The sequence below is a fragment of the Micromonospora sp. NPDC003776 genome (genome assembly GCF_053605645.1).
The window spans coordinates 1-12,466 of sequence record NZ_JBSGJR010000151.1 but is presented as its reverse complement, the minus strand read 5'-3'; the positions used below and the strand labels follow the sequence as shown (position 1 = coordinate 12,466).

10 protein-coding genes and 1 pseudogene are annotated in these 12,466 nt (G+C 73.5%); 4 read left to right on the top strand and 7 right to left on the bottom strand.

Annotation, left to right across the window (positions count from 1 at the left end):
* Together ACWEVO_RS15030 and ACWEVO_RS15025 are read right to left on the bottom strand one after the other, a co-directional pair.
* A pseudogene (locus ACWEVO_RS15030) lies at window positions 1-440 on the bottom strand (hypothetical protein); the annotation flags it as partial.
* Between the two features lie 298 nt (window positions 441-738).
* A complete protein-coding gene (locus ACWEVO_RS15025) occupies window positions 739-2,214 on the bottom strand; it encodes an aminopeptidase P family protein (protein ID WP_452308105.1) in 1,476 nt (491 codons plus the stop codon).
* A gap of 112 nt (window positions 2,215-2,326) precedes the next feature.
* Here ACWEVO_RS15025 and asnB point away from each other — a divergent pair, with 112 nt between their 5' ends.
* Window positions 2,327-4,288, top strand: a complete 1,962-nt coding sequence (gene asnB, locus ACWEVO_RS15020; protein WP_452308104.1) for an asparagine synthase (glutamine-hydrolyzing) — start codon at window positions 2,327-2,329, stop codon at window positions 4,286-4,288.
* A gap of 72 nt (window positions 4,289-4,360) precedes the next feature.
* Here asnB and ACWEVO_RS15015 read toward each other — a convergent pair whose 3' ends face one another.
* Complete coding sequence (locus tag ACWEVO_RS15015; RefSeq protein ID WP_452308103.1) at window positions 4,361-5,491, bottom strand: lytic polysaccharide monooxygenase; 1,131 nt, start codon at window positions 5,489-5,491, stop codon at window positions 4,361-4,363.
* Window positions 5,492-5,830: 339 nt separating this feature from the next.
* Here ACWEVO_RS15015 and ACWEVO_RS15010 point away from each other — a divergent pair, with 339 nt between their 5' ends.
* On the top strand, window positions 5,831-6,760 hold the full coding sequence (locus tag ACWEVO_RS15010; protein ID WP_452308102.1) for a PfkB family carbohydrate kinase: 930 nt from the start codon (window positions 5,831-5,833) through the stop codon (window positions 6,758-6,760).
* A gap of 150 nt (window positions 6,761-6,910) precedes the next feature.
* On the opposite strand, the gene ACWEVO_RS15005 is transcribed toward ACWEVO_RS15010, so the two are convergent.
* On the bottom strand, window positions 6,911-8,134 hold the full coding sequence (locus tag ACWEVO_RS15005) for a multidrug effflux MFS transporter (RefSeq protein WP_452308101.1): 1,224 nt from the start codon (window positions 8,132-8,134) through the stop codon (window positions 6,911-6,913).
* Between the two features lie 74 nt (window positions 8,135-8,208).
* Between ACWEVO_RS15005 and ACWEVO_RS15000 the strand changes: the two genes are divergently transcribed.
* Entirely contained in the window at window positions 8,209-8,664 is a 456-nt protein-coding gene (locus ACWEVO_RS15000) for a MarR family winged helix-turn-helix transcriptional regulator (RefSeq protein WP_452308100.1), read from the top strand.
* 136 nt (window positions 8,665-8,800) lie between these two features.
* On the opposite strand, the gene ACWEVO_RS14995 is transcribed toward ACWEVO_RS15000, so the two are convergent.
* Both ACWEVO_RS14995 and ACWEVO_RS14990 read right to left on the bottom strand, forming a co-directional pair.
* A complete protein-coding gene (locus ACWEVO_RS14995; RefSeq protein WP_452308099.1) occupies window positions 8,801-9,631 on the bottom strand; it encodes an MBL fold metallo-hydrolase in 831 nt (276 codons plus the stop codon).
* Window positions 9,628-10,032 (bottom strand): thioesterase family protein, encoded by a 405-nt coding sequence (locus ACWEVO_RS14990; RefSeq protein WP_452308098.1) that lies wholly within the window; start codon window positions 10,030-10,032, stop codon window positions 9,628-9,630. Before ACWEVO_RS14990 ends, ACWEVO_RS14995 begins: the two co-directional genes overlap by 4 nt.
* A gap of 91 nt (window positions 10,033-10,123) precedes the next feature.
* Between ACWEVO_RS14990 and ACWEVO_RS14985 the strand changes: the two genes are divergently transcribed.
* Window positions 10,124-11,203: a phosphatase PAP2 family protein gene (locus ACWEVO_RS14985; RefSeq protein ID WP_452308097.1), complete on the top strand. Its 1,080-nt coding sequence runs from the start codon at window positions 10,124-10,126 to the stop codon at window positions 11,201-11,203.
* Between the two features lie 416 nt (window positions 11,204-11,619).
* Here ACWEVO_RS14985 and ACWEVO_RS14980 read toward each other — a convergent pair.
* Window positions 11,620-12,466: PH domain-containing protein (locus tag ACWEVO_RS14980; protein WP_452308096.1), on the bottom strand; the 847-nt coding region annotated here is incomplete at its 5' end.

Sequence of the window (12,466 nt, the reverse complement as noted above, 5' to 3'; positions counted from 1 at the left end):
AGCTTGAGCGTGCCGCCGTGGTCCCGGTTGGCCAGGTCCACGGCCTCGATCAGCTTCTCCTCGTCACAGGGCACCTCGCGGACCTTGCCGTGGTCCCGGTCCTCGTCCCGGTCCTGGTTGTCCCGGTCCTTGCCGTCGCGGCCGTACTCGTCCTCGGCGTTCTGCGCGTCGGCGTCCCGGCCGTCGCCCTTGTCGCCGTCCTTCTTGTCATCGGCCTTGCCGGCGTCGCTGACGTTCTGCGGCGCGGCCGCCCGGTTCTCCGCGACCCGCTGCGCGTCGTCGGACTTGTTGTTGTCGCGAGCGGCGAGGCCACCGAGCGCCGCCAGACCGACGACGCCGGTCAGCCCGGCCACGCCGGTGGCGACCCAGAGCGCCCGCCGCCTGCTCGTCGGCGGGGTCATCGGGGCCCCGCCGTCGGAAGTCGTTACGTCGTTGGACATCAGAGCCTTCCGCCCTTTCGGTTTCTACCAAAGGGGTCGCACCGCCCGAGGCAGGGCGACCAGCTACAAACCGGTTGTAGCCTCTGATCGACACCGTATGAGAAGGATCCTCGCGACGCGGACGTATACGAAAAAATCGCGCATTCCGCCCATACCCGATCGGGTGGTGCGGGCAGGGCATGACCGCCCGGCAAGGCGCGGCGGGCGCAAACGGCGACGGGCCCGTCACCGGGCGTCGAGCGACGACAAACGTCGCAGACGCCGGCGGCGGGCCCGCCGTGCGGAGCCGTACGCCCGGTCAGCCGGGCAGGCGCGGACCGGGCGCGCGCTGCTCGGCCAGCCAGGTCTCCACCTCGTCCGAGCGGCGCGGCAGCCCGGCCGAGAGGTTCACCGGACCGTCGGCGGTGACCAGGATGTCGTCCTCGATCCGAACCCCGATGCCGCGCAGTTCCTCGGGGATCAACTCGTCCTCCGGCTGGAAGTACAGACCCGGCTCGACGGTGAGCACGTAGCCCTCGCCGAGCGGCCCGTCCCGGTACATCTCCTTGCGGGCGTTGGCGCAGTCGTGCACGTCGATGCCGAGCATGTGGCTGGTGCCGTGCAGGGTCCAGCGGCGGTAGACCGTGGAGGCCGGATCCATCGCCTCGTCCACGCTGACCGGCAGCAGCCCGAGATCCTTCAGCGCCTCCGCGAGCACCCGCATCGAGGCCAGGTGGACGTCCCGGAAGGCCACCCCCGGCTTGCACAGCTCGATGCCGGCCTGCTGGGCGGCGTAGACGGCGTCGTACACCTGCCGCTGGAGCGGGGTGAACCGGCCGTCGACCGGCAGCACCCGGGTCACGTCGGCGGTGTAGAGGTTGCGGTTCTCCACGCCCATGTCCATCAGCAGCAGCTCACCCGGACGGGTGGCGCCGTGGTTGTGCACCCAGTGCAGGATCGTGGCGTGCTCGCCGGCGCCGACGATCGAGCCGTAGCCGACGTCGTTGCCGTCGTGCCGGGCACGCAGCGCGAAGATCCCCTCCAGCAGTCGCTCGGAGACCGCCCGGTCGGCCGGCAGCGCCCGGGCCACGTCCTCGAAGCCGCGGACGGTCGCGTCGCAGGCCTCCTGGAGCTGGGCGATCTCCCACTCGTCCTTGACCAGCTTCAGCTCGGAGATCGCGATGGCCAGCTCGCGGTCACGGCCGGGCTGCCCGTCGGCCCGGGCCCCGTCGTACGGCCGCACCGCCGCGTCCACCCGGGCGTCGAAGCCGCGCAGCACCCGGGTACGCCCCGGCGCCAGCTCGGCCAGCGCCGCGTCCAGCTCGCTCAGGTCGGCGGCGGGCAGCCCCAACTCGGTCGACTTCTCCTTCAGCGTCGGCCGCCGGCCCACCCACAGCTCGCCGTGCCGGCTGCGGAAGAACTCGTCGGTCGCGCGCGAGGACCGGGGCCGCATGAACAGGGTGGCGTCCCCGTTCGGACGCATCACCAGCACGCTGTCCGGTTCCAGGTCACCGGTCAGGTACGCGAAGTCGCTGCCCGGCCGGAACCGGTGGTCGGTGTCGTTGGCCCGTACCTTCTCGTTGCCGGTCGGGATGACCAGCGTCTCCCCGGGGAAGGCCGCGGCGAGCGCCGCCCGCCGCTTGGCGTGGTTCGGCACCTCCGGGCGCGGGCCGACCGGCAGTTCGGTGTCCCGCCAGCCCTGCCGCATGAACGCCAGGAACGCCTCCGGGAAGTCCGGGTCGTGCGACTCCGTGCCGTCCGCCGGCTTGCCCTGCTGCGTCCGCTCCTCGGCCATGATCGTCCTCCTCGAGCCTCGTCGCTGGTCCAGACGGTATCGCGCGCACGGGAGCGGGAGGAGCCTGCGGTGCCCGCGACGGCGACTTCCCCGGCGTGGAAAGATGATGACCATGTGCGGACTCCTGGCCTTCTTCAGCGCGCGCGGCGACGCCGCCGCCCACCGCGACCACATCGCCGGAGCACTGGAGTGCCTGCACCACCGCGGCCCGGACGAGACCGGGGTCGAGGTGGTCGGCGACCCCTCCGGCCGGTACGCGGACGGGGTGTTCGCCCACAAGCGGCTGGCGATCATCGACGTGGCGCTCAGCCACGAGCCGCTGCCGTACGCCAACGGTCGCTACCTGCTCACCTTCAACGGTGAGATCTACAACTACATTGAGCTGCGGGACGAGCTGATCCGGGAGTACGGTGCCCAGTTCGCCACCAACGGCGACGGCGAGGTGATCGTCGCCGGCTACCACTACTGGGGCGAGCAGGTGCTCACGAGGCTGCGCGGCATGTTCGCCTTCGTGATCTGGGACCGGCAGGAGCGGCGGGCCTTCGGCGCCCGCGACTACTTCGGCATCAAGCCGCTGCACTACCTGGAGACGCAGGACGGCCTCTACCTCGCCTCCGAGAAGAAGGCGCTGCTGCCGTTCGCCCACTCGGCGTACCAGGGCGACGCCGGGATCGACACCGCCAACCTGAGCCACTACCTGACCCTGCAGTACGTGCCGGAGCCGGGCACCCTGCACCGGGGGATCAGCCGGATCGGGTCGGGGGAGTACCTGACCTGGAGCCCGGGCGGCCGGATCGAGGTGCGGCGCTGGTTCCGGCCGGTGTTCCGCCCGGCCCCCGTCGCCGACGAGCAGAAGCTCTACCACGAGATCCGGGAGACGCTGCGGGAGAGCGTCCGGATGCACATGCGCTCGGACGTCCCGGTCGGCTCGTTCCTGTCCAGCGGCATCGACTCCACCGCGGTGGTCGCCCTGGCCCGGGAGTTCAACCCGAACATCCTGACCTTCACCGTCGGGTACGACGTGCCCGGCTACTCCGAGATCGACGTGGCCCAGGACTCGGCCCGGCACCTCGACGTGACCACCATCCCGACCAAGATCGGGCCGCAGGACATGATGGAGGCGCTGCCGAAGATCGTCTGGCACCTGGACGACCCGGTGGCCGACCCGGCGCTGGTCCCGCTCTACTTCGTCGCGAAGAAGGCCGCCGAGCACGTCACCGTGGTGCTCTCCGGCGAGGGCGCGGACGAGTTCTTCGGCGGGTACACGATCTACCGGGAGCCGCTCTCGCTGAGCAGCGTCAACGGCCTGCCCGGCGGCGTGCAGAAGGGCCTGCGCGCGGTTTCCAAGGCCATCCCGCAGGGCGTGAAGGGCAAGAGCTTCCTGGAGCGCGGCACCACTCCGATCGAGCAGCGCTACTACGGCAACGCCCGGATGTTCACCGAGGAGGAGAAGCAGCACCTGCTGCGCCGGTACGACCCCTCGGTGCGCTACACCGACGTCACCGCGCCGATCTACGCCGAGTGCACCGAGCTGGACGACGTCACCAAGATGCAGTACGTCGACCTCTACACCTGGCTGCGCGGCGACATCCTGGTCAAGGCCGACCGGATCTCGATGGCGCACTCGCTGGAGGTGCGGGTGCCGTTCCTGGACCGGGAGGTGTTCCAGGTCGCCGCCGGCATCCCGGTCGATCTGAAGCTGCCGCCCCGTTCCGAGGCCACCAAGTACGCCATGCGCCAGGCGTTGCAGGGCGTGGTCCCGCCGGCCATCGTCAACCGCAAGAAGCTCGGCTTCCCGACCCCGACCCGGGTCTGGCTGCGCGGCGAGATGTACGAGTGGGCCCGGCACGTGCTGGCCACCTCGGGCGCCGGTGACCTGATCGACCTGTCGTACGCGATGCGCCTGCTGGACGAGCACAAGCGGGAGGAGGCGGACCACTCCCGCAAGGTGTGGACCGTGCTGATCTTCTGCATCTGGCACGCCATCTTCGTGGCGAAGACCCTCGACCCGGGCATCCAGCGCAACCAGTCCGCCCTGCTCACCAAGCCGGTCGTCGGCAGCATGGTCCGCTGACGCGTAAGGAAGGGCCCCCTGTTAACGCCTGGCGTTGTACAGGGGGCCCTTTCTAACGCGCGCTCGCGGCCGTCACCTGCCGGTGCAGGTGACCGCCGGCATCGTGTTGGTGCCGGAGCTGTTGGCCAGGAAGCCGAAGGTCGTGGTGCCCTCCGGGGCGAGGGTGCCGTTCCAGGACTCGTTGGTGACGGTCACCGACGACCCGCTGGTGCTCGCCTTGGCGCTCCAGACCTGGGTGAGCGTCTGACCGCCGGGCCACGTCCAGTTCGCCGTCCAGCCGGCCCACGTCCGGGAACTGTGGTTCATGATCTGTACCTCGCCCTGGAAGCCGCCGCTCCAGGCGTTGACCACCTTGTAGACCGCCATGCAGTCGCCGCTGCCCGGCGGCGGCATGGTCGGGCTCGACGTCGGGGTGGGGGTCGGCGTGGTCGGCGTCGGGGTGGGGGTGGTCGGGCCCGGGGTCGGGGTGGTGGGGTTCGGCGACGGGGTGCCGCCGGTGCCGATCCCGGTCACCTCACCGTTGCCGCCGTCGAAGGTCACGTCCGAGCAGCCGAAGAAGTTCTCCTGGCTATCCGAGCGGACCCAGCGCGAGTAGATGATGTGCCGGCCACTCTTGTTCGCCGGCAGCGTGCCGTTGAAGTAGTAGTGCCCGTCGTTGGTGCCCGGCGAACCGACCGACGGCGGGTTCGTCACCGTCAGGAACGGCTGGTCCTCCAGGTCGCTCCAGGCCAGCGGCCGGGTCGGGCTCCAACTGTCCTTGGTGACGTAGAAGTAGAAGGTGCCCGGGTGGTGGGCCCAGTTGCTGTACCGGAACTCCATCGTCCGGCCGGCCGTCACGTGGGTGACCGGCCAGTCGGTGCGCGCCGCGTCGTAGCCGCTGAAGTTCGGGTTGCCGCCGCTGCACAGCTTGCCGTCGGGGATGAACCCGACGGTCCGGCCGCCGGCGTCGGAGCGGAGCACGCTGAACCAGTTGTACAGCGAGTTCGCCCCGTTCTCGGCGACCGCCGCCGCGCAGGCGGGGTTGTTCGGCTTGATCTCCCCGGTCGCGGTGAGCCCGTCCTTCCAGCACAGGTAGGTCCGGGCGCCCGGGGTCATCGCCGCGCCGTGGGCGGCGGCCGGGTCGGAGTTCGAGGCCAGGGCGAAGGCGCCCAGGGCCAGGGTGGCGGGCGCGGTGAGCAGCGCGGCCGTACGGGATCGGTGCACGGGTTCTCCTGACTCGCGGGGCGCGACCCGCACGGTCCGCCCCGCTGCGACGAGCGGATGCGACGATCGCGGCGCCACGCCCGGCGTTCGGAGTGCGGCCCGGGGGAGGGCCGTCCGGGGGCGCGCGCCGCCTGCGGTCCGTGCCACGGACCGGCGTGCCCTCGCGTCGGCTCGACCCGGCGGCCGGTGGCGCGGCAGCCCCCGCGCCACTCCGGCAAGCGCCATCCCACCACGACGGCCGCCGGCTTGGCAATAGTCGCACGTCGATGAGGCGGTCTCGTCGCGCTCCGCCCCCGGCATGCGCCAGGATCGGGGGTACGACGAACGGAAGGAGCCACGATGGGGTACGCGGTGGTGCTCGGCGAGGCGCTGGTCGACCTCCTCGACGCCGAGTACGACGGGCAGCCCGTCTACCGGCAGGCGGTCGGCGGCGGACCGCTGAACGTGGCCGTGGCGGTCGCCCGGCTCGGCGGTGACGTCCAGTTCGTCGGGTCGCTCGGCGACGACGCCCTCGCGGAGCGGATCCGCGCCTTCCTGACCGACGCCGGCGTCGGGCTGGCCGGGGCGGTGACCGTACCCGCCCCGACGGCCCTGGCCGTGGCCACCTTCGCCGGCGCGGAACCCGACTTCCGCTTCTACGGCGAGCCCCGCTCGTATGCCCTGCTCGGCCCCGACGACCTGGACGTGGCCCTGGTCGAGGGCGCGGACGTGCTCTACTGCGGCTCGATCGTGCTGCTCGACCCGCCGGTGCTGGCCGCGGCGCGGCGGGCCTGGTCGATCGCCGGCGCGCTGCGGGTGTTCGACCCGAACGTGCGGCCCCGGCTGCTCGGCCCCGGGGCGCTGGACGGGCTGCGCGAGGTGGTCGCCGAGTTCGCCGCGAGCGCCCACCTGGTGAAGCTGAGCAGTGCCGACGCGCGGCTGCTCTACCCGGACGAGCCGGTCGAGGGGGTCGCCGCGTACCTGCGGGAGTTGGGCGCGGGGACCGTGGTGGTCACCCTCGGCGCGGACGGCGCCCTGGTCGCGGCCGCCGACGACGTGGTCCGCATCCCGGCCCCGAAGGTCGCGGCGGCGGACGCCACCGGTGCCGGCGACTCGGTGATGGGCGCCCTCATCGCCGAACTGCTCGCCGCCGGGGAGCCCACGGAGCCCGCCGGCTGGCACGAGCGGGTCGCCTTCGCCCTCCGGGTGGCCGGCCTGGTCTGCGAGTCCCCCGGCGGCGCCACCGCCATGCCCACCCGCGCTGCCGTCGCCACCCGCTTCCCCACCTGACCCACGTCCTTCCCTCCCGCCCCGCCGCGGCCCGCCCGCCCCCGCCCGCCCGCGTCGATCATGGAGTTGTGGTGGTTCACAGAACGGGCGTAACCCCACGAGTTGGGCGCGACAACTCCATGATCGCGGGGAGTGGGGCGGGGGGAGGGGTTAGCGGGGGCGGGTGAGGGTGTGGACGGCGGTCAGGGAGAGGGCGGCGGCGCCGGTGAGGACGACGGCCATCGGGACCGCGCTGCCCTCGCCGCCCAGGCCGACCAGGGGTGCGGCGAGCGCGCCGACGACCGACTGGATGCCGCCCACCAGCGCGGCGGCGGTGCCGGCGTGCCGGGGGTGCGCGTCCAGCGCCAGCGCGGTGCTGTTAGGGGTGACCATGCCGAGCGAGCCGACGAAGAGGAAGAGCGCCACCGCGACCAGGGCGAGGCTGCCGGCGAACGCCCCGGTGAGCACCCCGGCCGCGGCGACCACGTTGACCAGCACCGCGGTGACCAGCAGCCGACGCGGGCCGGCGTGGTCCAGCAGCCGGGCGTTGGCCTGGCCCGTCGCCACCAGGGCCAGCGCGTTGAGCCCGAAGATCAGGCTGAACGTGCTCGCGGACACCCCGAATACGTCCTGGAACACGAACGACGACCCGGAGATGTAGGCGAAGAGCCCGGCGAACGCGAAGCCCTGGGTCAGGGCGTACCCGAGGTAGACCCGGTCGGCGGCGAGCGACCGCATGGTCCGGGCGGTGGCCGCCAGGCCGCCGGTGTTGCGCCGCTCGACGGGCAGGGTCTCCGGCAGGCGCAGGGCGACGGCGGCGGCGAGCAGGAGCCCGATCACCGCCAGGGTGAGGAAGACCGCCCGCCAGGAGCCGAACCGGAGCACCAGGCTGCCCACGCTCGGCGCGGCGACCGGCGCCACGCCGAAGACCAGGGTCAGCCGGGAGAAGTACTTCGCCGCGGCCCGGCCTGAGTAGAGGTCGCGGACCACGGCGCGGGCGACCACCACCCCCATGCCGCCGGCCAGACCCTGCGCGAACCGGGCGGCGGCGAGCGCGGGGGCGTTCGGCGCGGCCGCGCAGACCAGCGCCAGCAGGGCGTACGCGGTGACCCCGACCAGTACCGGGCGGCGCCGGCCCCACCGGTCACTGAGCGGGCCGGTGACGAGCTGGCCGAGGGCGAGGCCGACCAGGCAGGTGGTCAGCGAGAGCTGGATCCCGGCCTGGTCGGCGCCGAGGTCGCGGGTCATCGCGGGGAACGCCGGCAGGTACATGTCCAGCGAGAGCGGGCCGATCGCGGTGAGCGTGCCGAGCAGCACCAGAAGGGCCACGCCACCCGCGGGCGGGGCCGGCGCGGCGACGGGCGGGCGCACGGTCGTCGGCGCGGTACGGCTCACGGCAGGGTCCCCCAGGATCGATGATCTCCGGCTAACCTTAGCTCTGTATCCAGAATTGTTGCGGTGTGAAGTAGGTGACTCCCGTGTCGAGCCAGGACCGCATCGCACGGCTCGGTGCCGTGGTGGGTGAGCTGCACCGGCTGCTGCGCCGACGCGCCGTCGCCCGGGCCAACCTGGTCGCCCTGCCCCAGGCCCAGGTGGAACTGCTGCTCCTGGTCCGGGCCGAGCCGGGGATCAGCGGCAAGGAGGCGGCGCGGCGGCTGGGCACCGCGCCGAACACGGTGAGCACCCTGGTCCGCGACCTCACCGACGCGGGGCTGCTGCACCGGGAGCGCGACCCGGCGGACCGCCGGGTGGTCCGACTCCGGATCACCGACGCCGCCCGCACCCGGATGGCCGACCACGAGGTGCACCGGTCCGCCCTGCTCACCGAGGCCCTGGCGGCCCTCGGGCCGGCCGACCGGGACGCGATCCTCGCCGCCGTACCCGCCCTGGACCGGCTTCTCACCGACCTCCGCGCCGCCGGCTGACCGCGCTCGCCTGGCGTGGTTGCGGGCCGCGAGCGGCAGCATCCGGGAAGTAGGACCCTGGCGGCCACCACAGCCAGGATCCAGCGCGATCTCGAGTCGGTGCCCGGGCGGACGGAGTGGGACAGGCGGGGACGGGTCAGGCGGTGCCGTCGAGTTCGGCGTAGCCGCGGCGGGCGGCGATCAGGCCGGGGCGGGCGCCGAACGGGGACTCGGCGGCCACCCGCTCCGGCGGCGCGCTGCCGGTGTGACCGGCCCGGATCAGCCAGGCCTGGTCGACCAGCTGGGCGTGCTGGGCCCGGACGAACTCCACGTCGACCGGCGCGCCGTGACCGGGCACCACCACCGTGCCCGGCGTGGTGAGCCGGAGCAGGTCGGCCACCGCGTCCGGCCACTGCAACGGGTACGACTCCTCGAACGCGGGCGGGCCGCTCTGCTCCACCAGATCCCCGGCGACCAGCACGTCCGCGTCCGGCACGTGGACCACCAGGTCGGCGTTGGTGTGCCCGTGCCCCGGATGGCGCAGCACCACCCGGCGTCCGCCGATGTCCAGCACCGTCTCCGCCACGACGGCGTGGGTCGGCGCGAGCAGCTCGGTACGGGCCAGCTCCTGCGCGAGCGCCGGCTGCTCGTCGCGCATCTCCTCGTACGCGGCCCGCCGCAGCTCGTCCGGGTGGTCGCGCAGCACGGCGGCGGCCTGCTCGTGCGCGTACACCGGGCGGGGCGGGTCGGCGGCCAGGGTGGCGTTGCCGAAGCAGTGGTCGAAGTGGTGATGGGTGTTGACGATCGTCCACGGGTGCGGGGTGACCGCAAGGGCGGCCTCGGCCAGCTCCCGCGCCTGCCCGGCGGTGGAGAGGGTGTCCACCAGCAGCGCCGCGCCGTCCCCGACCACCAGCGTCACGTTCACCTGCAGCAGCGGGTCGCGCAGCACGTGGACGCGGTCGGCGACCTCGACGAATTCGGCGGTCATGACGCCCGCGAGGCGCGCTCGACGAAGCGCTGCCGGTCGACCAGCAGCCGCTCGACCCGCCCCTCGGCCACCGTGTCCGCACCGTCGACGACGGCCACCTCGAACAGCAGCCGCCGGCCCTCGACCTTGGTCAGCCGGGCCTGGGCGACCACCGTACGCCCGACCGAGGTGGCCGCCCGGTGGTCCAGCTCGACCCGGACTCCGACGGTCGTCGACCCGGCCGGCATCCGGGTGGCCGTGGCCGCCACGGTCGCCGCCTCGGCCAGGGCGAGCACCCGGGGCGTGCCGAGCACCGGCACGTCGCCGGAGCCGACGGCCTGCGCGGTGTCGGCATCGGTGACGGTCAGCTCGACGCGGGCGGACAGGCCCGGCGCGAAGGGCGTCTCCGGCTGCTCCTGCATGCCCCGAGCCTAGACGAGCCGGCGCTCGGGCGTCCGGCCCGCGGGTGGTCGCCGTCGGGCGATCCGTCGCCCGCCGTTAACCTTGACCGCGATGGCCGTTGTGACAGACCCCCAGCCCCCCGCCCGGACCGGTGCCACACCCTCGCCCGACGGCGGACGCCGTCGCGTGGTCGCGATGGCGATCTGGGGTGTCGCCTTCGTGGCCGCCTGGCTCGCCATCGGCCTGCCCACCGACCCGGCGTACGCCTTCGTCTGGATCTGGGCGGGCACCATCGCCTGGAACTCCGCTCGTCCGTGGCGCAGCCACCTGCGCTTCGCCCGGGACTGGATCCCGGTGGTGCTGCTGCTGGCCGCGTACAACCTCTCCCGGGGGTTCGCCGACAACGGGGCGACGCCGCACGCCATGGAACTGGTCGTCGCCGACCGGTTCATGGTGGGCTGGGCCACCGGCGGCGAGGTGCCCACCGTCTGGCTGCAGCAGCACCTCTACCGGCCGGACCAGGTGCACTGGTGGGACGTGCTGGTCAGCTGGGTCTACTTCTCGCACTTCGTGGCGACGCTGGCCGCCGCCGCGGTGCTCTGGCTGCGGGACCGGGGCCGCTGGGCCGCGTACATGCGCCGCTGGGGTTTCCTCTGCGCCGCCGGACTGGCCACCTACTTCCTCTACCCGGCCGCGCCGCCGTGGTGGGCCGCCCAGAACGGGCTGCTCAGCGATGTGGCCCGGATCTCCACCCGCGGCTGGCGAGAGATCGGCATGCACGGCGCGGGCAACCTGCTCAACGCCGGGCAGGTCGCCTCCAATCCGGTCGCCGCGATGCCGTCCCTGCACACCGCCTTCGCCCTCTTCGTGGTGCTCTTCTTCCTGCCCTCGGTCCGCCGGCGCTGGTGGCCGCTGCTGCTCGCCTACCCGCTGGCGATGACCTTCACGCTGATCTACAGCGGCGAGCACTACCTGATCGACGTGCTGGTCGGCTGGGCCTACGTCGGGCTGACCTACCTGGTCGTCGGGCTGGCCGAGCGCTGGTGGGCGGCCCGGCGGGCCCGACGCGACACCCTGCCGTCGGAGGCCGCGCCGGACACCCACGCGCCGGACACCGACGCGCCGGCCCTCGTCCGGCCCGCCACCCCTGCCGACTCCGCCGACCCCGCCACGGTGCCGGCCGACCGCTGACCCGGACACTTCCCGCCGGTCCCCTCCGGCCGCACGCCCAAGATCCCCGGTTACGCGTCCAAGATCCGGCCTCGCCGGGCTTCAAGGCCGCCCGCGCCGGGCCTTCAAGGTCGCCCGCGCCGGGCCTTCAAGGCCGCCCGCGGCGGACCGTCTAGATCGCTTGCGGCGGGCCTTTCAGATCGTCCGCGGCGGACCTTCAAGGTCGTCCGCGGCGGCCTTCTAGATCGCCCTGGTTCATGGAAAGAGTGGTCACCCCGCGCGGGATGGCCACTCTTTCCATGAACCAGGGCCGGCGCGGGTCAGCAGTTCCGCCAGGAATGGCCGGGCTGGCGCGGCGTGGCCCGGGCGGCCGACGCGGCCGGCCCCGCGTGGCGCGGCGGGCGGTGCGGGCGCGGCGGGCGGTGCGGGGAGCGGGTTCAGCGGCGGCGGGCGCGGTCGGCCCGGCGGGCCATTTCGGCGCGGGCCGTCAGGTCGGCTGCCAGCTGCCATGCCTCGGCGAGGTCACGGTCGGGTGCCGCCGCGCCGGACCCGCCGGCCGTGTCCGCGTGCACGGTGGCCAGCCGCAGCCACCGCTGCGCCGGGCCCTGGGTCACCCGGACGCTCTGGATCCGGGCGTACGGCACCAGGGTGAGCTGTCGGGTGAGCAGTCCGGAGCGGGCGACGAAGACGTCCGGGTCGAGTCCGGCGCCGACCGCCGCCCGGGTGAGCGGGCGCAGCCAGCGGGCCCGCCGGGGCGGTGGGGTCGTCGGCAGCGCGTCCAGGCGTACGCCGGGCAGCAGTTCCGCCACGATCAGCGCGCCGGCGGCCGGGTCGCCGACCGGGAGCAGTCGGTCCGGGCGGTTCCGGTCGTCCGGTTCGGCGGCCGAGTAGCCGGCCACCTCCAGGCGCAGCCGCAGCCAGCCCTTCATCCGCCAGAGCAGCGGCCAGGTCACCCCGACGGTCTGGATCCGGTGCAGCGGCACGGTCTGCATCCGGGTCTCCAGCAGCCCGTTGCGGACCCGCAGCCGGTCGTCGTCCCGGTCGAGCCGGAAACCCCAGTCGTCGAGCACGCGGCGGACCGGTTGCAGCAGCACACCGGCCATCGCGGTGAGCGTGCTGGCCACCGCGATGAACGACCAGGAGCCCTCGGAGACGAACTGCGCGATCACGAACGCCAGGCCGAACGGGAGCAGGAACGCCTGCGGGGTGAGCAGTTGGCTGACCAGCAGGTCCTGGTTGCGTACGGTGTGCAGCCGGCGCCCGTGCGGCACCGGCGCGGGCGGG

Bases quoted from the DNA above. Each gene is read 5' to 3' on its own strand.
- ACWEVO_RS14985 (WP_452308097.1), top strand. From the start codon at position 10,124: ATGGCCGTTGTGACAGACCCCCAGCCCCCCGCCCGGACCGGTGCCACA.
- ACWEVO_RS14990 (WP_452308098.1), bottom strand. From the start codon at position 10,032: ATGCAGGAGCAGCCGGAGACGCCCTTCGCGCCGGGCCTGTCCGCCCGC.
- ACWEVO_RS15025 (WP_452308105.1), bottom strand. From the start codon at position 2,214: ATGGCCGAGGAGCGGACGCAGCAGGGCAAGCCGGCGGACGGCACGGAG.
- ACWEVO_RS14995 (WP_452308099.1), bottom strand. From the start codon at position 9,631: ATGACCGCCGAATTCGTCGAGGTCGCCGACCGCGTCCACGTGCTGCGC.
- asnB (WP_452308104.1), top strand. From the start codon at position 2,327: ATGTGCGGACTCCTGGCCTTCTTCAGCGCGCGCGGCGACGCCGCCGCC.
- ACWEVO_RS15010 (WP_452308102.1), top strand. From the start codon at position 5,831: ATGGGGTACGCGGTGGTGCTCGGCGAGGCGCTGGTCGACCTCCTCGAC.